This window comes from Sphingobacterium sp. NPDC055431 (assembly GCF_053644255.1).
The window spans coordinates 1-21131 of the sequence record NZ_JBSHLH010000031.1 but is presented as its reverse complement, the minus strand read 5'-3'; the positions used below and the strand labels follow the sequence as shown (position 1 = coordinate 21131).

22 protein-coding genes are annotated in these 21131 nt (G+C 36.8%); 14 read left to right on the top strand and 8 right to left on the bottom strand.

Going from position 1 to position 21131, the window contains the following annotated elements:
- Nucleotides 1-37: 37 nt before the first annotated feature.
- Together ACWIB3_RS18060 and ACWIB3_RS18055 are read right to left on the bottom strand one after the other, a co-directional pair.
- Nucleotides 38-2227, bottom strand: coding sequence for an ATP-binding protein (locus tag ACWIB3_RS18060; protein ID WP_454292316.1), 2190 nt, complete (start codon nucleotides 2225-2227; stop codon nucleotides 38-40).
- Nucleotides 2228-2745: 518 nt separating this feature from the next.
- Nucleotides 2746-3252, bottom strand: coding sequence for a pyridoxamine 5'-phosphate oxidase family protein (locus tag ACWIB3_RS18055; protein ID WP_454292315.1), 507 nt, complete (start codon nucleotides 3250-3252; stop codon nucleotides 2746-2748).
- 152 nt (nucleotides 3253-3404) lie between these two features.
- On the opposite strand from ACWIB3_RS18055, the gene ACWIB3_RS18050 reads away from it, so the two are divergent.
- Nucleotides 3405-5519: a catalase gene (locus ACWIB3_RS18050; protein WP_454292320.1), complete on the top strand. Its 2115-nt coding sequence runs from the start codon at nucleotides 3405-3407 to the stop codon at nucleotides 5517-5519.
- Between the two features lie 52 nt (nucleotides 5520-5571).
- Here ACWIB3_RS18050 and ACWIB3_RS18045 read toward each other — a convergent pair whose 3' ends face one another.
- Both ACWIB3_RS18045 and ACWIB3_RS18040 read right to left on the bottom strand, forming a co-directional pair.
- Nucleotides 5572-7155, bottom strand: a complete 1584-nt coding sequence (locus tag ACWIB3_RS18045; protein WP_454292314.1) for an ATP-dependent DNA ligase — start codon at nucleotides 7153-7155, stop codon at nucleotides 5572-5574.
- 5 nt (nucleotides 7156-7160) lie between these two features.
- Nucleotides 7161-8162, bottom strand: coding sequence for a ligase-associated DNA damage response exonuclease (locus ACWIB3_RS18040; RefSeq protein ID WP_454292313.1), 1002 nt, complete (start codon nucleotides 8160-8162; stop codon nucleotides 7161-7163).
- Between the two features lie 125 nt (nucleotides 8163-8287).
- Between ACWIB3_RS18040 and ACWIB3_RS18035 the strand changes: the two genes are divergently transcribed.
- The gene (locus ACWIB3_RS18035; RefSeq protein ID WP_454292312.1) at nucleotides 8288-9541 is read left to right on the top strand and encodes a putative DNA modification/repair radical SAM protein; all 1254 of its coding nucleotides are present in this window, start codon (nucleotides 8288-8290) and stop codon (nucleotides 9539-9541) included.
- The gene (locus tag ACWIB3_RS18030; RefSeq protein ID WP_093095714.1) at nucleotides 9541-10299 is read left to right on the top strand and encodes a TIGR03915 family putative DNA repair protein; all 759 of its coding nucleotides are present in this window, start codon (nucleotides 9541-9543) and stop codon (nucleotides 10297-10299) included. Before ACWIB3_RS18035 ends, ACWIB3_RS18030 begins: the two co-directional genes overlap by 1 nt.
- A gap of 215 nt (nucleotides 10300-10514) precedes the next feature.
- Here ACWIB3_RS18030 and pdxR read toward each other — a convergent pair whose 3' ends face one another.
- Nucleotides 10515-11936 carry a MocR-like pyridoxine biosynthesis transcription factor PdxR gene (gene pdxR / locus ACWIB3_RS18025; protein WP_454292311.1) on the bottom strand — a complete coding sequence of 474 codons (1422 nt, stop codon included), beginning with the start codon at nucleotides 11934-11936 and terminating at the stop codon, nucleotides 10515-10517.
- 99 nt (nucleotides 11937-12035) lie between these two features.
- Between pdxR and ACWIB3_RS18020 the strand changes: the two genes are divergently transcribed.
- The 6 genes from ACWIB3_RS18020 (at nucleotide 12036) to ACWIB3_RS17995 (ending at nucleotide 15484) form a co-directional block, all read left to right on the top strand.
- Nucleotides 12036-12536: a cupin domain-containing protein gene (locus tag ACWIB3_RS18020; protein WP_185211800.1), complete on the top strand. Its 501-nt coding sequence runs from the start codon at nucleotides 12036-12038 to the stop codon at nucleotides 12534-12536.
- Between the two features lie 19 nt (nucleotides 12537-12555).
- Complete coding sequence (locus ACWIB3_RS18015) at nucleotides 12556-13455, top strand: dihydrodipicolinate synthase family protein (protein WP_454292310.1); 900 nt, start codon at nucleotides 12556-12558, stop codon at nucleotides 13453-13455.
- A 21-nt stretch (nucleotides 13456-13476) separates the two neighbouring features.
- Nucleotides 13477-13707, top strand: coding sequence for a thioredoxin domain-containing protein (locus ACWIB3_RS18010; RefSeq protein ID WP_254534199.1), 231 nt, complete (start codon nucleotides 13477-13479; stop codon nucleotides 13705-13707).
- 73 nt (nucleotides 13708-13780) lie between these two features.
- The gene (locus ACWIB3_RS18005; RefSeq protein ID WP_254529280.1) at nucleotides 13781-14107 is read left to right on the top strand and encodes a 2Fe-2S iron-sulfur cluster-binding protein; all 327 of its coding nucleotides are present in this window, start codon (nucleotides 13781-13783) and stop codon (nucleotides 14105-14107) included.
- 122 nt (nucleotides 14108-14229) lie between these two features.
- Nucleotides 14230-14676 carry a GNAT family N-acetyltransferase gene (locus tag ACWIB3_RS18000; protein WP_454292309.1) on the top strand — a complete coding sequence of 149 codons (447 nt, stop codon included), beginning with the start codon at nucleotides 14230-14232 and terminating at the stop codon, nucleotides 14674-14676.
- Nucleotides 14677-15271: 595 nt separating this feature from the next.
- Complete coding sequence (locus ACWIB3_RS17995) at nucleotides 15272-15484, top strand: hypothetical protein (RefSeq protein ID WP_454292308.1); 213 nt, start codon at nucleotides 15272-15274, stop codon at nucleotides 15482-15484.
- Nucleotides 15485-15508: 24 nt separating this feature from the next.
- On the opposite strand, the gene ACWIB3_RS17990 is transcribed toward ACWIB3_RS17995, so the two are convergent.
- Together ACWIB3_RS17990 and ACWIB3_RS17985 are read right to left on the bottom strand one after the other, a co-directional pair.
- A complete protein-coding gene (locus ACWIB3_RS17990) occupies nucleotides 15509-16168 on the bottom strand; it encodes a DUF6766 family protein (protein ID WP_454292307.1) in 660 nt (219 codons plus the stop codon).
- 143 nt (nucleotides 16169-16311) lie between these two features.
- Nucleotides 16312-16938 carry a hypothetical protein gene (locus tag ACWIB3_RS17985; RefSeq protein WP_454292306.1) on the bottom strand — a complete coding sequence of 209 codons (627 nt, stop codon included), beginning with the start codon at nucleotides 16936-16938 and terminating at the stop codon, nucleotides 16312-16314.
- A gap of 282 nt (nucleotides 16939-17220) precedes the next feature.
- On the opposite strand from ACWIB3_RS17985, the gene ACWIB3_RS17980 reads away from it, so the two are divergent.
- The 5 genes from ACWIB3_RS17980 (at nucleotide 17221) to ACWIB3_RS17960 (ending at nucleotide 20254) form a co-directional block, all read left to right on the top strand.
- Nucleotides 17221-17373 carry a hypothetical protein gene (locus ACWIB3_RS17980; RefSeq protein WP_454292305.1) on the top strand — a complete coding sequence of 51 codons (153 nt, stop codon included), beginning with the start codon at nucleotides 17221-17223 and terminating at the stop codon, nucleotides 17371-17373.
- Nucleotides 17374-17425: 52 nt separating this feature from the next.
- Nucleotides 17426-17569 carry a hypothetical protein gene (locus tag ACWIB3_RS17975; RefSeq protein WP_313515270.1) on the top strand — a complete coding sequence of 48 codons (144 nt, stop codon included), beginning with the start codon at nucleotides 17426-17428 and terminating at the stop codon, nucleotides 17567-17569.
- Between the two features lie 1657 nt (nucleotides 17570-19226).
- Nucleotides 19227-19367 carry a hypothetical protein gene (locus ACWIB3_RS17970; protein ID WP_185216930.1) on the top strand — a complete coding sequence of 47 codons (141 nt, stop codon included), beginning with the start codon at nucleotides 19227-19229 and terminating at the stop codon, nucleotides 19365-19367.
- A 56-nt stretch (nucleotides 19368-19423) separates the two neighbouring features.
- Nucleotides 19424-19642 carry a hypothetical protein gene (locus tag ACWIB3_RS17965; protein WP_454292304.1) on the top strand — a complete coding sequence of 73 codons (219 nt, stop codon included), beginning with the start codon at nucleotides 19424-19426 and terminating at the stop codon, nucleotides 19640-19642.
- Nucleotides 19643-20113: 471 nt separating this feature from the next.
- Nucleotides 20114-20254 carry a hypothetical protein gene (locus ACWIB3_RS17960; RefSeq protein ID WP_454292303.1) on the top strand — a complete coding sequence of 47 codons (141 nt, stop codon included), beginning with the start codon at nucleotides 20114-20116 and terminating at the stop codon, nucleotides 20252-20254.
- Nucleotides 20255-20682: 428 nt separating this feature from the next.
- On the opposite strand, the gene ACWIB3_RS17955 is transcribed toward ACWIB3_RS17960, so the two are convergent.
- Nucleotides 20683-20979, bottom strand: coding sequence for a DUF6965 family protein (locus tag ACWIB3_RS17955; protein WP_454292302.1), 297 nt, complete (start codon nucleotides 20977-20979; stop codon nucleotides 20683-20685).
- Nucleotides 20980-21131 lie beyond the last annotated feature (152 nt).

The following is a 21131-nucleotide window of genomic DNA, read 5'->3' as shown; positions in this document are numbered from 1 at the left end:
GACTTGTCTTTAATCAAAATAGGTTGGAATTCAAAAGTTATTTGGGAGGGAACATCAGTTTTACACAAGTTCCGGTTCCAATTTTACTTTTAATGGTGATATCAATTCCTAATTTATCAGCTATTCTTTTAACAATGGACATTCCAATTCCTGAGCCTTCATAGCCTGAGGAGTTAGACATGCGCTTAAACATTTCATAAATAGATGTTAGTTCTTCTTCTTCAATACCTATTCCATTGTCTGAAACAGTATAGATTATCCCATTATCGGTCATAAAAGAATCTATAGTGACCAATGAAGAATCCACTTTTGAAGAGTATTTTATGGCATTGCCAATTATGTTTAAAAACAATTGATAGAGCAAAGTTTTCTCACCAAATACAGGAATTAAGCTATTGACATTCACCTCCACATTATTCGAACCATATCTATTTTTGCTCATATTGATAATTTCATACACAAAGTTTTCAGGTTCTACCACTTCTTTTTCAAAATTAAATGAGCTTGCTTTTGAGAATTGATGGATCTTATCAAGCATATTCATAATGATGTGTACGGAATCCAGAATATTTGTGGTCATTTTCTTTAAGAGCTGAGGATTGACATCCTGCCGATATTGAAGAAATTCAGTTGAAACCTTTATTGCAGAAAGAGGATTCTTTAAATCATGGCTAATGGTATAAGCATAGGTATCCAGGGCATTGTTCATTTCAATCAACTGTGTATTCAATGAATCAATTTCAGCAGCTTTATTTAACATCGAGTCCCTTAGAATTTCTCTGATGCGTGAAATAAAATGCAAGTGTTTGGAACCCCATTTTCTGGACGTTCCGTTCACTCTTTCGCGCCAAGCATTGAACGAAGAACGTGGTGATGGTTTAAGGGTTCCTGTTGACTTGTCTTCTTCATAAAATTTTTCAGGTTTTCCTGCCCATTCTTTATTTAACAGGATTTCTTTTCTAAACCAAATGATAAAGAAATCCTTTTTATGGTCAATACTGGCAAAAGTTAGACCGGCAATTGTATTTCCAAAAGCCTCATATATATGTTTTTGTGAGGATAACGAGTGAGTTGTAAAGATGTGATCTTGGGCTAATTCTTTTAGTTGGGGGACTTGAGATCTCAACGTTTCCTTTTCCGGATGTAAACCTTCCAGGAAAACAGAGTCTTCAAATCCAATGGCGATTCCATCCGCTTCCAAGATATGTATAAGGGTTTTTGAGAATTCCCTTAATTCAGGGAAAATATTGGTCTTTAGTAAAACCTTTTCCTTCAGCTGAAGTTCAAGTTCCTGAACTTCTTTAAGATAATGCATCCTTTCATTATCTTCCAACTGTTGAAATTTATTTGCCGCAAAATTTGTCGCCATTAAAGAGAAATTACGGATACTTAGATCTATATGTTTTGGTGTTTCATGTTGGCAACATACCAGTCCCCAAAGTTCTCCTTTAATCATGATGGAAAAACTAATGCTGGATCGAAAGCCTGCATTTTTTAGGTATTGTAAATGAATAGGCGACAATCTTCTGATAGACACATCCTGAAGGTTGATTTCCTTATTTTCAAGAGAACTGATCCGTGAACCATCGGCATCAGTATCAACAATAAAGCGGCAATGTCTTGTTTTATAAAGTTCCCGTGCCTGTCTTGGAATATCAAATTCTGGATAATTCAACCCCAAATAAGAATTTAAGTTCGGTCTGTTTAAAGTTTCAGCGATGACAATTCCACTACTATCTTCATTGAATTGGTATACCATCACCCTATCAACCTCTAAATTTTGGGAAAGGACTTCCGATAAAACATTCCAAATGTCCTTTTCTTCATTTTGAAGTTCTATCAATTTATTGTTGATAATACTGTTGTCGTTATTTTGAATGGTTGAGATCTCAAATTCTAAGTTTATTGTATCAAAGGAATTTGAGATACTTAAATAGAAAGGATTGCCTTCAACCTCAATTAATCTTGTATGTCTCTTATAATCAGATTGCCTACTTAATTCTTTAATGGTATTTAATATGAATTCCTTTTCTGCTAAATTTACAATAAATGAATTGGATAAGGATTGACCTATAAGATTCTTTGAGGATACTTTTGGGAGGTAATTTTGAATATTTTCACTAACTGCTTCAATAATAGAAAACTGATTAATAAAAATTACAAATCCTAAATCTTGAATCTTACCTAGAAATTGGATCTTTTCATCCTCACAATTTATCTTTTCCATTTATGTTAATCTATTAGTTTGTAGAAATTCTTAAAAAGCAAATTAAGAAAATCAGTTCCTAACAAAGTAAGCAGAAAAATTTAAAAAATATGTTAAAACATATCGATATTTAATATAATATAAATCCCTAATCTTTCCTTTGTCTTTATGATATACCAAACAAGGTCTTATGGAGTAAATATAGTTCTCAAATTAAAAAATATTTGTAGACTTAAACTCGGGGATCTAATTTAATCGTATCTCTAATAAATCTTATTTATTTCTTTTGGGGGATCTCAGTAAATAAAAATGGTTGCCATATTTTGATAACAAATCTGAGGACAGAAAGGGAAATAAAATTGAAAAGATTAATTTCAAACATGTATAAAACCGGTAAAAACAATTTCAAAAATTTGTTAAACTGGTCAATTGGAAGGGGAAAGGTGTAGATAAGTGAAATATTCTGAAGGCGGTTTTAAAAGCTAATAAAAATTTAATATCAAAAGCCAGAAAATTGTACTTCCTGGCTTTTTGATAATTTAGAGCTTTAATTCCCCTTCTTCACCAATATCTTCTTTACTTCCTGTAAGGGCATTTTTCAACATACCAAATAAGGTGGCAATTTTATTGGAGCCAGAATCCCAATAGTGTGCTTCATCTGGTTTTACTTTTAATAATTTAATATTTGGATCTTCCTTTCCTTTTTCAAACCAGCCTTCCATCATCTTACTCCAATATCTATCAATTCTTACTTGATCTCTACTTAGTGTTGCAGTGCCATTAATACTTAAAAAAGTATAGTTTTTAGGATCGGCATAAAAGACTGAAATTTTATCATTCTTTTCTAGGTTTTTATGCGTTTCACTTTCTGCAGAACAGATATACCATATATTTCCATCTTCATCCACTTCTTGTCTGCTCATAGGTACTCCATGAGGGTAAGAAGAATGTGGAGTGAAAGTGCAAATTGTACCGATGTCAATTTGATCAACAATGGATTTTAATTTGTCATGAGCTTCTTGATCTCTAATTATTTTCTCTGCCATAATATGTTCTTTTTAGTTCAACACTTAAAAGATCACAATTGTTTAGTTAAAAATTGTCAGAACATTTATTCAATTTTTTTGTTCAAGAAATGAAAGTATACTCCATGCTTTTTAAAATAAAAAGGATAATTAAAAACCATAAAATTCACGCTATGAAAAAAGGAAAAAAACCTTATGCACCACATATTGACAAGCATGTTGTGGATAATATGAACAAGGTAATGACCACCAACGATGGTGTTCCTGTTTATGATAACAACAACACGCTCAAAGTTGGTGACCGAGGTCCATCATTACAGCAGGATCAAATATTCTTTGACAAGTTAATGCATTTTGATAGGGAGAGAATTCCAGAACGTGTAGTTCATGCAAGAGGTTCAGGCGCTCATGGTGTTTTTGAGGCAACAGCTGATATTTCTGAATATACAACTGCGAATTTTCTTAAGATGGGTACTACCACCCCAGTTTTTGCTCGTTTTTCCACAGTTGCCGGTTTTAAGGGGTCAACAGATTTAGCCAGAGACGTTCGTGGATTTTCCGTGAAATTTTATACTCAAGAAGGAAATTATGATTTCGTAGGGAACAACATTCCTGTTTTCTTCATTCAAGATGCTATGAATTTCCCGGATGTTATCCATGCTGTGAAGCCTGAGCCTAACAATGAAATTCCTCAAGCTGCTTCAGCTCATGATACTTTTTGGGACTTTATTTCTTTAATGCCTGAAGCTGCACATATGTCTCTTTGGGTGATGTCAGATCGTGCAATTCCTAGGAGCTTAAGAATGATGGAGGGTTTTGGAGTACACACCTTTAAATTTTTAAATGCTGAGGGAAAATCTACATTTGTTAAATTTCATTGGAAGCCAAGATTGGGGGTACACTCTGTAGCATGGAATGAAGCTCAGAAAATCTCAGGATTTGATGCAGACTTTCATAGAAGGGACTTATGGGAAGCGATTGAAAACGGTGAATTCCCACAATGGGATTTGGGAGTTCAATTAATTCCTGAAGAAGATGAAATGAAATTCTCTTTTGATATTTTAGACCCAACTAAAATTATCCCTGAAGAACTTGTTCCTGTTAAGATTATAGGAACTATGACGTTGAACCGTAATCCAGAGAATTTCTTTGCAGAAACAGAACAAGCTGCATTTGATCCAGGAAGAGTAGTACCAGGAATTGATTTTTCTGATGACCCATTACTTCAAGGGAGAATATTCTCATACATGGATACACAAAATTATAGATTAGGTGGACCAAATTTCCATGAATTACCGATCAATAGGCCGATAAATGGCAAACACAACAATCAAAAGGATGGATTTGCAAGAATGGATATATTGAAGGGCAATACAAGTTATTTTCCGAATAGTCAAGGCAATGGATGTCCATTCCAAGCTATGTTGAAAGGGGAGACAGGTTATCAAACAGGGAAACAGCAGGTTGATGGTAAAAAAGTGAGAGCTAGGTCAAGCTCATTTGCAGATCACTTTACTCAAGCTAGATTATTTTTTAATTCTTTAAGTCCTGAGGAGCAAAACCATGTTATCAATGCTTTTAGTTTTGAGCTTTCGAAAGTAAATAGTGAAGATGTCAGAAAGCGTGAATTGGCAATCTTAAATCAAGTGGATCCAACATTGGCAAAAGCTATTGGGAAAAACTTAGGATTGACACCAATGAAATCTCTTGATCCTCTTACTTTACAATTTGCAAGGCAAAATCACCCAAATTATCCAATAAAGCCTAATAAACCCGAGGTCGAAAAGTCTGAATTCTTGAGTATGAAGGTTAAGGGTGATGAGGGTAATATTCGTAGCCGGAAAATTGCATTTTTGGTGGATGATGGTGTGAGTAAAGCATCGGTAGATAAAATGAAAAAAAGACTTGAGAAAGATGGTGCTATGGCTGTGCTGATTTCTTCGCATGTGGGTAATTTGAAATATAAGGAAGGTGGGGAAGAACCAATACAGCATAGTTATCTAACCGATGTATCGGTTTGTTTTGATGGTTTTTATACTCCTGATGGCGATTCAGTAGCCAAGTTGGCTCAAAACCCAGATTATCTTCAATTTATTAATGAAGGTTATCGTCACTGTAAAGCAATTGCATTTGCCAAAGGGGCAGAGCAATTAGCAGCAAAATCTTTTATAGAAAAAGATCAAGGTGTAATATTTGAGTCAGATTCAAATTGGACAGATGCATTTGTTAATGCACTTAAAAAGCATAGGGTATGGGAAAGAGAAAACCCTAGACAAGTCCCTTCATAATATAGTAAAAGAAGACCTAAGCAGTTAGGTCTTCTTTTTTTTACAGAATGATTTATGATTTTATCATTTTCTTGATTTCTTCAATATCATCAATTTCATGGGGTAATTTATCTTTGCGCCATCTTAAAATCCGAGGAAATCTTAAAGCTACACCAGATTTGTGTCTGTTACTCAAAGCAATTCCTTCAAAAGCAATTTCGAAAACCAATTCTGGTTTTACAGTTCTAACGGGTCCAAATTTTTCCAGGGAATTAGCTCTTACAAACTTACTTACCTCAGCAATCTCAACATTGCTGAGTCCGGAGTAAGCTTTTGCAATAGTTACCAATTTATCGCCATCCTTTACAGCAAAAGTATAATCTGTATAATGGCCACTGCGTCTGCCGCTACCACGTTGGGCGTAAATCAATACTGCATCTATAGTCATGGGATCCACTTTCCATTTCCACCAATAACCTTTTTTGCGACCGACCTGGTACTCCGAATCCTTAGCCTTAAGCATAAGACCTTCGGCGTTGATGGTTCCTGAATTTTCACGAATATCCTTTAATTCCTCCCAATTTTTGACCATTATTTCTTTAGAAATAATAAAATTGGGAGAATTAATAGATTGGAGAAGCTGTGATAATCTTTCCCTGCGTTGAGATAAGGGGAGATGACGGATATCTTCACGGTCGATTTCCAATAAATCAAATGCTATAAATTTAATGGGAACTTCTTCCATCAACTTTTTGCCGATGTTTTTACGGTTTAATCTTCTCTGCAATTGGTTGAAGTTCATTACTCCTAATTCATCATAAGGGACAATCTCCCCATCGATCACAAAATCTGCATTCAATGTATCAAATTGATTCATCAATTCTGGGAATTGCTCATTGACCATTTCCTCGCCACGGGACCAAATAAATGTTTCGTTTTCTCTGTGAATGATCTGACCACGGATTCCATCCCATTTATATTCAATTTGCCAATCGTCCGGTTTTTCAATATTTTCAAGATCATCAGTCAATGGATTTGCCAAACAAAATGGAAAAGGAGCAGATAAATTGATATTGATATGTTCTCCTTTAATAAAATCTTCGAATTTCATTTTTTCAGGATCCCAATCAGACATGAGACTATGGGCAACTAGGTTTGCATCTACATTGTAATATTTTGCAAATGCATTGATTAAGGATTTTGAGGATACACCTATCCTAAAACTACTTCCCAGAAGTTTATTGAATACAAAACGTTCAGTCTGATCTAAGTGATCCCAAGCATCAATAATATATGATTTGACTCCATTTTCAGTTTTTGTTGTCAATGAAACAATCTCGTTCATCCATTCATCCAAAGATTTGTCTATGGTTTTGGTTGCCGGAGGAATAATTAAAGATATTGTTTCAGCTAAATCTCCGACGGCAAGATAACTTTCTTGGAATAACCAATCTGGAACTTCCGAAATCTGTGTTGCCCATTGGCGCATAAATGAAGTCTTAACTGATCTTCTGGGTCTTTTTCCTGTAAATAATCTTAAAAACCAATATTTATCAAGTTCGGTAGATTCCTCCAAAAAATCCTCAATAGCAATGATCTTGCTTCCAGTTTTGTTAGTGCTATCCAATGCATTGATAAGTTTTGCCAATACCTTCATACTTATTATTTAATTATTGTTTCATCAATTTCCTCATCGGAGCCAAACTCTGTTGTAATCTCAAACGCTTCGGTACCCATTTCATTCAAATACCTAGTGAATTCTGACTTAAATCCATGTGTGACAAATACTTTTTCTGCATTTGTTTCTTTTATTGCAGTAAGTAGACCTTGCCAGTCTGCATGATCACTTATTGCAAAACCAGCATCGGCCGATCGCCATCGTCTTGCACCGCGTACCTGCATCCATCCAGAACAAATAGCTGTATATGATTTTGGAATTCCTTTCAACATATTTGATCCAAATAGGGAAGGAGGCACAATAATTATAGAGTTTGGTAGATCTTTAGGCTTATTCGAAAAATCTATAGTTTCATAATCAGGTAAATATATGCCAGAATCGATAAACGCTTTATTGATCCTTTCAATGGCATAATGAACATATATTTTCCCAACACCCTCTACAGCTTTCATAATTCTCTGCGCTTTTCCCAATGCATAACCAACTAATATTGAAGTTATTCCATTGCTTTGGTTATTTAATACCCAGTCTGAAAGATTCTTATTCATCTGTTCTACCGAAAGCCAATTGTAAATTGGTAAACCAAATGTACTTTCGGTTATAAATTCATGGCAACGAACGGGCTCAAATGGTGTACTTATCCCATCTGCTTGAATCTTGTAATCACCAGAAGCTACTGTAATTTTGTCTTTGTATTCCATTCTAACTTGTGCAGAACCAATAATATGTCCTGCGGGGTGCAAGGACACTTTGACCCCATTCATTAAAATCTCTTGATTGTAATCCAGGGTTTGGACCCTAATATCAGATCCTAGTCTTAATCTTAAAATCGGTTCTGTTAATGGATGGCATAGGTATTTTTTCATCCCAATTCTTGCATGATCAGAATGAGCATGAGTAATAATTGCATTATCTACAGGTAACCATGGGTCAATGTAAAACTTGCCTTGCGGACAATAAATACCTTCTCTTCTAAATTCCAACATGTAGCTAAGTCATTTGATATCAATAGAACAGGATTTTTTTCAAATTGTTCAGAACTTTTAGATGATGGTATTGTTTTACTAATAAATTTAGTAAATTTGTTTTTGTTCACTAATATATTGAGCATATGTTTGGATTTGATGATAAATTGGAAATATTAGCTGATGCGGCAAAATATGATGTTAGTTGCAGTTCAAGTGGGGGAAAGCGAACAAATAATGGTGGGATAGGAGATGCTTCAGCAAGTGGAATTTGCCATACCTATACTGAAGATGGGAGATGTGTTTCATTATTAAAGATCTTAATGACCAATTATTGTATTTATGATTGTTCGTTTTGTGTGAGTCGGAGGAGCAATGATGTTCAAAGGGCAGCATTTTCTGTGAAAGAAGTAGTAGATCTTACCATGAACTTTTATAGACGAAATTATATTGAGGGTTTATTTTTGAGTTCTGGGATTTTTAAATCGGCGGATTATACGATGGAAAGATTGATGTTGGTGGTAAAGAAACTTCGAACAGAAGAAAGGTTCAATGGCTATATCCACTTGAAAGCAATTCCTGGAGCTAGTGAAAATTTATTAAAAGAAGCAGGATTATACGTGGACCGGATGAGTGTAAATCTAGAAATCCCAACGGAAGAGGGTTTGAAATTAGTGGCTCCTGAAAAAGATCATCAAACTGTTATTGAACCATTATCTATCGTTCAAAATGAAATCCAATCCTTGCAACGTGATAAGAAGATGTTCAAAAAGGTTCCTCATTTCGTGCCGGCAGGACAAAGTACTCAAATGGTTATCGGCGCTACACCCGAAAATGATCTTCAGGTCATGGAAACTGCCAGCAGGTTCTATAAAGAATTCAATCTCAAACGGGTTTATTACTCAGGATATATTCCAATAAATTCAAATGATAGTCTATTGCCAAAAATTGGAACTGCTCCACCTTTGGTGCGAGAAAATAGACTTTATCAAGCAGATTGGTTATTGCGATTTTATGGATTTTCTCTAAATGAAATTTTAAACAACAACCACCAACATTTGGAATTGGAAATCGATCCAAAACTTTCTTGGGCATTGAGAAATCCTCAATTCTTCCCAATTGATGTCAATACTGCGGAATATAGATGGATTATTAGAATTCCTGGAATTGGAAGGCAATCTGCTCATAAAATTGTTCAAGCCAGAAAATATGGGAAACTTCGGGAATATCAATTAAAGAAAATGGGAATAGCCTTTAACAGGGCCAAATATTTTATGGTTTGCCAAGATATGATTGTCAATACGGGATTTATTTATCCAGATGCTATTAAGAAGGCTTTATTGGATCACCATCCGGAGCCTAGGGTCTCGAATTCCGAATCACAGTTAAGCCTGTTCTGATGGATTACGTTTTTGATGGTAGTTTCAACGGTTACCTATGCTGTGTATTCGAGGCATTTGAGAGAAAAGAGTTTTATGTTACTCCTAAAGTGCTGGACATGATAGAACCAAATATTTTCAATCAACAGAGACAAGTTATGACCGTCCCTGAAAAATCTTCCCGTATTTTGAAAGGAATCGAAAAGATAATAGGAAAGAAGGACCTGAACATTTTCTATCATAATTTTCTTGCAGATCAAAAAGGAGCATGGGAAATAGGTTTTAGGACTATCATTCGTTTATTTAAGTATGGTAAAATTGACATTCGGGACTACGGAAACCCTGAAATTTTGCAGATACACAAAACCATTAAACAAGTAAGTCGAGAAAGGCATAGAATGAAAGCATTTGTGAGATTCGTCAAATCTTCAGATGGTCTCTACACAGCGCTCATTGAGCCAGATTTAAATGTTTTACCTTTGATTATCCCATTTTTTAAGAATCGGTTTTCTGATCAGGATTGGTTGATTTATGATATCCGAAGAAATTACGGATATCATTATGATGGACGGGAGATTCACGAAGTCCTTACCTCTGAGAACCAGGAAATCGAAAATCCATATGCCTTAGAATTGGATCTTGACTCAAGAGAAACGGAATTTCAACATTTATGGAAAACCTACTTTAAGAGTACGAATATTGAAGAAAGGAAAAACATCAAATTACACCTGAGACATGTACCCAAAAGATATTGGAAATATTTAGTGGAAAAGCAATAATTGCGCATTTCCATGCCTAGGTATTTCAACTTCTTTTCAGGTTACTTATCGATAATTTGCCACCAAAAGCTTGTAATGAACAAAACCTAGATTTGTGGCTTGTATTGGTTCATTTTTCAAATATGTAAAGGTTAAAACATTTTTTGAAAACAAGCCTGGGCGTATATCAAGAAGTACCGTGAATTGGAGTTTTTTATGTCGACAGCTTCCACTTATTATAGGATTTCTTGTAGGGCAATTATGCCCTCTTCCAGCTCTTTTTCAGAAAGTGAACCATAGCCTAACCTGATACCATATATGGTCTCATTGAAGCTATAGGTATCGGGACTGATGATCTTGATTCCCTGGCTATTAAGTTTTTTGGGAATTTGGGACCAATCCACGGACTTATTGGGTACAATCCAGAAAGCCAAACCACCTTCGGGAACTGAATAAGTTGCTCTGTCCTCCATGTATTTTTTGAGCAAACCGGCCATAAAATCCCTTTTGGCTTTGTAGTGGTGAGACGCCTTTTTGATATGGCGTTTTATGGTGCCATCCTTGATAAGTTGCAGAACTGCCTGTTCCATAATACTGTCTCCTTGAACATCAATAATCTTTCGCAAACTACTTACCCTCTCCATCAGGGCTTCGTCATGGGTTACTAAATAACCTATGCGAAGGGCAGGCGCAACCACCTTGCTCATGCTGCCTATATATACATAATTTTTCAGTTCGCCGAAACTTGACAAAGGCAATACAGGGCGGTAACCAAAATGGAACTCGTTATCATAATCATCCTCGATAATCGTAAAACCGTATGCGTTGGAAAGCTGTATCAATTCCAACCTTCTCTTCAGACTCAATGTCACAGTAGTCGGATATTGATGGTGCGGGGTAACGTAAATTGCCCTTACCTTTTTACCCGATTTCAGATAGGCAATAACCTCTTCGATCAGCAAGCCGTCCTTGTCTACGCCTACCGGCAACAATGTTGCACCTGCATTCTCAAAGGCGGACCAAGCAGGCTTATATCCTGGGTTTTCAACGATTACATAATCATTTTCTGTAAACAGATATTGAGCTGTCAGATACATCGCCATTTGACTGCCTCGGGTGATACAGATATTATGATGATCGACCTGCATGCCTCTCTGATGATTGAGCATTTGCACTATGGATTTTCGAAATTCCAGATCACCTAATTCATTGCCATATCCCATCATTTGCCAACGTGCTTTTTGGTTGAAGATCTGACGGTAAGCCCTTGCCAATTCTGTGATGGGAGCAATTTTACTGTCTGGGCTTCCATCATCAAACTGCAAATGATAATGTTTGTTTATAGCATTTTTTGCATTAAGAGTGCCACGTTTGCTTTTTTTGCCTCCCATAAAATCGGGCAAGGTATCGGACACAAAAGTACCCTGTCTCTCTTTGGGAGTTAACCAGCCTTCCATGATCAGTACGTCCAACGCTTCTACAACGGTATTCCTATTGACCTTCAAGAGCTGTGCAAGTTTTCTGCTTCCGGGCAGCGCCTCGCGTGGCATTAACCTGCCGGATTGGATATCATTTATAATGGCATCGGCAATCTGCAGATAAATGGCTTTATCTGATTTTCCATCTAATAATATTTCAAATTTCCAACCTCTCAGCATCTGGACTATCTAATTATATAAAAACTGTATCATTTTAATGGTCCAAATGTACAATACTTTTGTATAGCAATATTGCAATAAACAATAAATAATTTAATTATGTCAAAATTAGAAACTGCCACAGAAGTAAAAAAATCGATCCACGCAGAACAGAAACAGTTCAGCTCAAAGGATTTCCATCAGACCTTTGCAAGACCATCCTTTGTTAGAACCTCACACGTCATCCACAAAAATGTTGAAAATGCAGGTATCCACAATCAGTTTTCGGAAGAAAGAAAGCACCCAGTTTTCTTTGTGGACCTGCCAAGCAAAAACGTAAGCATGACCATAGGTGGCCTGTTGCCAGGACAAAAAACTCACAAACACCGCCATACATACGAAACCATTTTGTATGTGCTTGAGGGAAAAGGATCAACGCTTGTAGAAGATGAAATCGTAGAATGGCAAGCAGGGGATGCAGTTTACATTCCATCTTGGGCTTGGCACCAGCACCACAACCTAAGCGAAGTCGAGGCTGCAAAATACATCGCTTGTGAGAATGCCCCGCAACTTCAAAACCTAGGAGTGGCATTACGTGAAGAAGAGGGAAGAGATTTTTAACCTTAAATCGAGATAAGAAATGAATGAAGTCCCAATTAAAGGTGTAATTGCATATCCGGTTACACCATTCGACGATAACGAGAATATTGATATCCCACTATTCAGAAAACAAGTGGAACGCTTGATTAGGGTAGGTTCTCAAGGCATTGCGCCATTGGGAAGTACGGGTGTCATGCCTTACCTCAGCGATGATGAAAAAGAGTCTTTGACTGAAACCTGCTTACGACAGGTAGCCGGCAGAGTACCAACATTGGTCGGTGTTTCAAACCTTACCACGGAGAAAACTGTTTACCATGCGCAATTTGCCGAAAAAGCCGGTGCCACGGCCGTAATGGTTATCCCTATGAGTTATTGGAAATTGAGCGATGATGAAATTGCAAAACACTATGACACTGTTGCGTCTAAGATTTCCATTCCGATTATGGCCTATAATAACCCTGCCACCAGTGGCGTGGATATGTCCCCAGCACTTTTGAAGCGTTTGTTAGAAATCCCAAATGTTACGATGATTAAGGAAAGTTCGGGTGATATTCTACGTATGCATTCTTTAAGAAAAGAATTAGACGATGGAGTGGCTTTTTTCAACGGTTCCAATCCCTTGGCATTATCCGCTTTTGCAGCAGGTGCAAGAGGATGGTGTACGGCTGCGCCGAATCTGATACCAGAACTCAATCTAGCTCTTTATGATGCTATACAGGAAAATGATCTTGAAAAAGCACAGCAGGTATTCTACAAACAGGTTGACCTGTTGAAATTCATTGTTGCCAAAGGTTTGCCCCGTTCCATCCAGGCAGGTCTAGATCTATTGGGAGTTGGCGGAGGGGGATTCAAAAGCCCATTGCAACCCCTTGATGCAGATGAAATAGCAGAACTGGATAGGATACTTTCAACAATAGACAATGAAGTCTACCAATATTAAATGTCATATAATCAAAGTAAAATGGAAAAAGCAATTTTTTATCACGCAGGTTGCCCTGTATGCATAAGTGCGGAACAGGACATTTTGACCCTCATACCCGAAGGTCAGATTATGGTAATCCATTTGGGTATGGAAAGATCTAAAGTAGACGAAGCGGCGGCATCAGGTGTAAAATCTGTTCCAGCCTTAGTTCTCCCCAATGGGAATGTATTACATATTAACTTTGGGGCTTTCATAGAAGAGCTAAGGTAATAACTATCTATAGCCCGAAGATGTGAATTTTTCGGGCCTATAGATCATTGTCCACAGCTAAATGATATACTATATGAATCCACATTCAAAAAACAATCATCCAGATGCTAAGGCATCGGACAAGGTTAAAGTAACCGTGACCATTAATGGCACCACATACCAAATCCCATGGAATAAGCAGATGCCTTTGCTGTCTGCCATGCTGCATGCTGGGATTGACGCACCGTATTCTTGTGGCAGCGGAAGATGTGGCAGCTGTACTTGTAAATTGGAGAAAGGGGAGGTACGTTTAAGGAGAAATTCTGTCCTGTCTGAAACCCACATACAGCAAGGCCTGATCTTGGCCTGTGTAGCAATGCCCATAAGTACGAGGATAAAGATAAATTATGACGAGTTCTAATCGTACTAAAACAACTGTACGGTTACCACTTTTTGGCCTGGACTACCTAATTATCCATAAACTGTACCGCCATGATAAAACGGAGATCGGATACTTTTGAGCAAATATTTAATCTTAATAAAATGGAGATCAACATCAGGAAAGTAGGTCTGGAAGATTTGGACGTTACAGCAGAGTTATTCAACCGCTATCGGGTCTTCTACCGACAGCAAGACGATTATGAAAAGTGCAAAAAGTTCATTCAAGACCGGATGAAAAACGATCAATCCCACATTTTTGTGGTTTATGCCGATGGCACTGCAGTTGGGTTTGTCCAGTTGTACAAACTTTACCATTACATCAAATTGGCCAAGCAATGGCTATTGAGCGATTTGTTTGTTCATCCCGACTACAGAGGCAAGGGCTTTTCGGTAGCGCTGATAGATAAAGCTAAGCAATGGTGCGATGAAACCGGTGCTTGCGGATTGATGCTTGAAACCGAAAAGACAAATGATATAGGCAACAGATTATATCCACGTTGCGGATTTGAATATGATGCCAACCACAACTATTACTATTGGTGGAAATAAGAGTAGGGGCAAACTTGATCGTTTGCCCTATACAAAAATTGCTACGTTGGTTGGACAAGGCGAAACCTTACCTTTTACGCATGCTCTAGTCCATTGCTGACCACTCTTTGGAGGATATATACCTTTACGAGCAAAATATAAAATAATTCAAAAATTGAGATGCAATAAGGAGAAATTTACGGTAGTTAGGTAGGTCGCTTTGATCATTTCATCCCAAAAAGTTGAGCATTATGAAATTGCAACTAAAGGGGATGGGGGTAGATCAAATAACCATTACCTTGGCAATTGATCAAGTAGCCGACATTTTCGAGAGGACCTTGCAGGAAGAGGAAGAAACCGACCAATCTTAATAGATATTGCAGAATCCCATATAAATGCACAGGCATAAAAGGAAGATTAAGGAGCGAAAAAACACAAAAATTGGTTCATTTTTCACGTTATATGTAAACGTCCATTCATGCGAATGGATGTTTACCTTATAAAAAGATTTTGATTTATTAATTTTTTAAAAACAATTCCTCAACATAATGGGTTTGGTTTATGACATTTTTTATTAATACAATTTCTTGTTGTTTTGTCAGATTCAAAACATTTTATGGAAACTCCATTGCCTTTAAAGGATTTAATATTATTCAGGTTATATACTGGTAAACCAATCTTAGAATTGGAAATTTTTGAAAATTTTAAAGAGGATCTAACATTTCTTCTGGAGGAAAAAATGATTATTCCATTAAATAAACCGCTACAATATGATTATCCTTATGACTTTGAGCTTACCGAAAGGGGTATAAAGCATCTTTTTAGGTAATCTATGTTTAAAACGGCATAAAGTCTATTTTCCTGTTTTCCAATGTGGACTATCAACTGGTTTGGATTCTGGAGAACCTTTTTGACGAAGAAAAATTGTTAATATAACTATTGAAGCAACCGATAGAAATTCGCTTTGCCAATTCTGAAAAGTTTCGAACCAAAAAGTTGGTTCACCCAAATATTCACATATCGATATGGAGGGCTTACCTTCCAGTGCATTCTCCTCCATTTTCCCCTTATAGCTGCCGAATAAATGTAATCCCCAAGATGCTATAAAAAGAATCAAAAACGCAATAGAAAGTGAGTGTTTATATATTAAGAGTCTCCATCCGCCACTTTTCACTGGCGCTGGAGCGCCTGGTCTGTAAATGGGCTCCCGATCCACCTCTTCTTTTTTGTCTATTTCCTTTGATTCAGCTGATCCAACTTGGCGAAGGAAAATAGTAAGGATAACATAAAGCGCCATCTGAAGGAATTCGCTTTGAAAATTTTCAAATGTCGCTGATATAAAATGGCCAGAAAATAAATAATCACCAAATAAAAGTTCCTTCCCATGTTTTTGATATTCACTAACACTTTCCTTCCAACCAAAGTAAATCTGACCAATCATGGCCAACAAGAACAAAGAAATAAACACGATTGATAATGAATTCCTGTAAAAAAAACTTCTATTTGCTTTCATGTCCATAAAAGATATATATAAGGAACATTTAGATCAATAATTGGTTTAGGGAACTTTTATTTTTTGATAAGCTGGCTGGGTAATGGTATAAAAAAATGCCCTCGGATAGGGAGGGGATTAAAACTCAACAAATATATTCAACATTAGATTTTATTAAGATAAAGCTTGAATTTCCCTTTTACTACATCAAATCCCTCGTCTTCCGCAAACGATGGAATCGTGAATTCAAAAGTGCCTTCAATATCCTCAGCTCCATTTTCTTTCTTTGTTATTTTGGTAAAATAGACCTTACCATCACCAAAAATGTATTGAGAATAATCTAAGTATGGATTATATCTAATAAATGAAAGGTTCTCCCTTTCGTAAATTGATATATAATCGTCCATTTTATTAATTATCTGTTTCCCTGGGAGTGATCTGATAACATACTCATGATTCAGAAGGATCTCCTTACCGACAGGAATCTTTACAAAGATAGTATGTATGGGAGATTCTTTTGAACCTTTCTTTTTCAAGGAAGCATGTAATGTAATATACCTAACTCCATTTGCATATTGGGGCAGGATATGATAATTATAATCAAATTTTGGCCCACTGCGATAGTTCAAGTCAAATGCCCTTCCTTGTTGAATAAAGGTTTCTCCATTATAAGCTATTTCGACATACCTATCATCTGGCAGGGGATTTCCTTCTTTGTCGCAGCTATTGAAAAAAATGGTTGATAGTAATAATAGAAAAAGTGTAAAGGTGGTGAATGCTTTATTTTTCATTTTAGATCTGGTTTCTGGATGAAACGAAACCTTTATCTTGAATGCTACATAGTAAAACTGATTTTTTTGAATTACAATAAAAAAAAATTCTATTCCCATTAAAGAAAGGTGAGAAACAAAAAAAACTCGGCGAAGAGGGTTATATTTCTGTATTGTCTTTGATTCAATGATTTTTTGTCATCCACTTTATCAACATAGACCGGAAGGCTAATTTTCTTAATTGATATTAGGAATCAATTTTATCTAAAGATTCAAACTGTAGGAAATAAAAACAGGCCCACTATGTCGAAGAAACGAAGGCTCCGGATAAAGGTGCGTTATTCGTCAACAAAATCGGTTGGCCTTTGGGATAGTCCTGATCGCTTGGTGGTTCCTTGGTATCAAAATGAAGGGGTCAAGGTCAGGGGGAAATGGTCTAAAGTGACAAACCTGTGAGTTTTCACAGGAGCGTTATCCACACACATGTTCATCAGAAGTCTCCAATCAGGTGGGCGCGACCGTCAAGGGAAGATTGGCAGAAAAGAGCTCTATGCGCCATGATTATGAGGATGAGATCTATACCGACCGAATATCTCACATCTTACTACATCCTGGACAGGTTGGATTAAATCTGGAAGAAATTGACCTCTAAGTGGCAGAAAGGATTCTTGAACAATAATATCATACTTACAACACAATGCTGATCAAAGGCATAAACGATGCATTTGTTTCCTAGGGATGGTTCAACGATTTTGTGCATTGGCACAGGTAGCTGACAGCTACGGCAGGCATCCAGTTATTAGAGCATCTCTAGCCGCTAATTTTCGATACTGTAAGAGGCAGCAAGGCTCGGTCTGCCGGATTATGGGTAGCTCTGGAATATGATTGGATCAGGAAGATTACCAGAACGGTGAGGGAGGGTGTCATAGATGGCAAATTATATCTAATGGCTTATTATGGCGATGTTTTCATAAATATTAGATTAGCTGGTGTTGGCAAAAATTCCTTTACTGCACGATCAAGCCACCATTGCCCTTAATATTGACCTGAGAGGTATTCCAGTGTATAAATTGCTCTGAATGAGGCCGATTTGATCCATCTAAGTAACAGTCAATTTATTGTTGACATGTCTTTCTTTCTAGGGTAAAATGGCTTCAATCCCGTTGTCCTTTCTATAGCCACATCTCCGGTTATAAAAATTTCAGCACGCCTGGCAAAGTCTCAAATGTTTTCCGGGTGGTCCCTTCAAACTTACCAACTAAAGCTTTCCTGTTCACCTGGTATTTTTCCGACAAATGACCGTGTATAAAGCGACCCATATTTTAAGGACGTCATTTGACTTCATCGGATTGATCGGGACAAGAATTGGTTTGGGCAATAAATAGGGAGCAAGTATTTTGATAAGGTATAAAAAAGCCCCTCAACTATGAGTGGTTGAGGGGTGCACTTATTAACCGAGAAACGACATGCATGGTGACGTTAAAGCAATAAAGGTAATAAATTAAAATTACCAAGCCCCTATTTTGGAAGGGGCTGATAAAAAAATATGATGGTGCGGGAACATGCAACAAAAAGCCCAGCATCATTTGTAACTGGGCATATCGCTAATTGTTTTGGATTCTTAAAAATCCGCCCCAAAAATAATAAAATATTATAAAAAGTCCAACAGATAGACTGTTGGGCTCGGAATACGAAATCCTTCTAATAGGGATAGAATGGTGTAATGAAGTTACAAATTAAAAACAAAAGCCCAGTAACAGGAATTACTGGGCTACCTAAATTAAACCTTATGAAGGGTTTGCATGCCTGAAGATTAAAGATAGGGATTAAATATAAGAAACCCAACGGCATCCTGCCGCTGGGTTAAAAATCACGCCCCGGGAAGTACCCGGAATGGGCAAAAATAACAAAAATAAATATGGTTCAGAGTATAGATAAAGACAAAAAACCCAATGGATTTCCCCTATCCATTGGGCATGTCTTATCAATAAACTATCTATGATTGATTTAAAGTTAAGCAAAAGATCTTAAAAATAATAAACCCAATAACGAATTCGTCATTGGGTATACTATCTATGAAAACATCCTACTTTGGGGAAGTAGAATATAAGCCCTTAAATATAGAGAATAAAATTAAAATAGCCCAACAGTGCATATGCCATTGGGCCATAAATTGAGAATGGAAGTGTGGAGGTATAAATATAATAAAGAAACACGAAAACAGGAGAAAAGGAAATAAAATGTAGAGAATTAAAGATCTGCAGCGAATAGTTGGAGCCAATCCTGATTGGATTATTGGATAGGAGGCAATGATCAAGCTTGCTGGGCGCTTTGGAAGGCCACTTGTGAAAACGGTCCATTTCTTTGTCCAGCTCTACCATGGACGTGGCGGATTCATCATTGTACTCGTGAACATGAAATACTCGGTCCCTAGGATACATGGTTTCTAAACGAACGCGTCTATGGTCTAAGGAATCTCAAAAAAGCAATGTAGCTGGGAGATATCATGGTAGGGGATGGCTTCAAATATCGAAGAGGTGGAGCACATCAAGGCACGGGAGGATTCGATTATAAAAGCTGTGAGGATCAGAGATTCTATGATAATCTTGATCGGATAGAAACAGCGGAGATCTATTTCCCTATATCATTGAAAGAATTTGATTCTCGCCTTCTCTTGGCATTGGCCACGGATTATTCACGCAGCAGCATCTTAGCAGTGAGGTAACATCTCAAAAGAGGAACGAACGGACTACGGAACAGGATCAATAAAATAGTGTATAGCGCAAATATGGTAAAATAACGATGAGATATGACAATTGCCCAAATGCAGAGGATCCACAGGAAGTACCGAGAAATGGCGGACAGCCAAAATCCACCGTTAAACAAGTTATGGCCCCCCAGGGAACAGCGCCCTTATTATAATATTGGGAGAATTTCAGTTGCTTTTTTCTTAGATGATCAAAAGCTTGATGGTATCCCTAAAAAGATTGAAGATCTGTGAAAACTTATTCTAATTTTATGCGTTCTCTTGTCTGGTTGTGGATTGTTTAAAATATGCAAGCGTATTGATCGGACCTAAAATAGGTGGAAGTCACAGTGGAGGTCGCGGTAAGGACTGCATTCAAACTGTGACAAGTGGTCATATCAAAACTTATGTGAAATCAAGATTCAGTTGGACGAAAAAACTAAAGTCTCAATGTTAGGTACTGTAGTGAAGATCAATGCAGACGGGTATATGGTGTTTCAGGCAGATAATACCATTAAAGATTTCCAACGAAATTCCAATGAAGCCAAGCACGTATTCAATGATATCATTTCCTCTCGCAACCATAAGTAAGACAGCGCAGAAAAGGAAGGTCGGAAAGAGGATCAAACAAATGATCACCTAGAATAGACTAAAGTTCCGGATAAGCGTGCACTTTTCGTTAATAAGGTTGGTTGGGCGGCTGCCTTCCCACTGATTTTGATAGGGGTTTGCTGTTTTAGGGATTGTGAAGGAAATTATCAACCAATAAGATAACATGTTTTGGTATTAATATTTAGTTAGGATACGACTCTAAGGTGTTTTTTAATAAAAATCCCCAATCTAAACATAAGACCGGGGATCTTGAGATGAAATTTTATGGAAAATATTAATTAGCAATCGATTTCAAATATCCCATGAAAGATGGGATCAGGGGATGAGCTAAATAATAAAATAATAAATATATTGATAGTAGAATGTTCTTTCAAATTTAATACAGGAAAGATTTCAAGTCAAGTATTTTAAGAATTTTTAACAGATTCATAAAACAATATCAATCTATCATAGCTCGGGCATTTTTCAATTTCCTTTTTCCAGCTGTCACAATCCCTGAACTGTTTAGCAAGGAACCTTTCAACATTACAGACCACCATATGCGGAGCTATCCTGATGTTGTCTCCGTGTTTCCTATTCAGCAGTTCTTTTCTTAATTCATCCATTGTCATTTGGCAAAAATAATAAACCCCCCTAACTGTTGAAAGAAGGATTAATTTATGGGAACTGTACATATTAGGTAATAAAAGTATATTATCAAACATATTATTCACCGTTTTTAGGATTCTTTTTTGCAACAAAAGTGAAGTGAAACTATTTAAGCAATTACCATTTTTTATAAAGCCAATTATTTCCCTTTGATTTGAAAATCTTTGTCTTATTCATTACTCTTTAATAATTTAGAATATTAAAATTT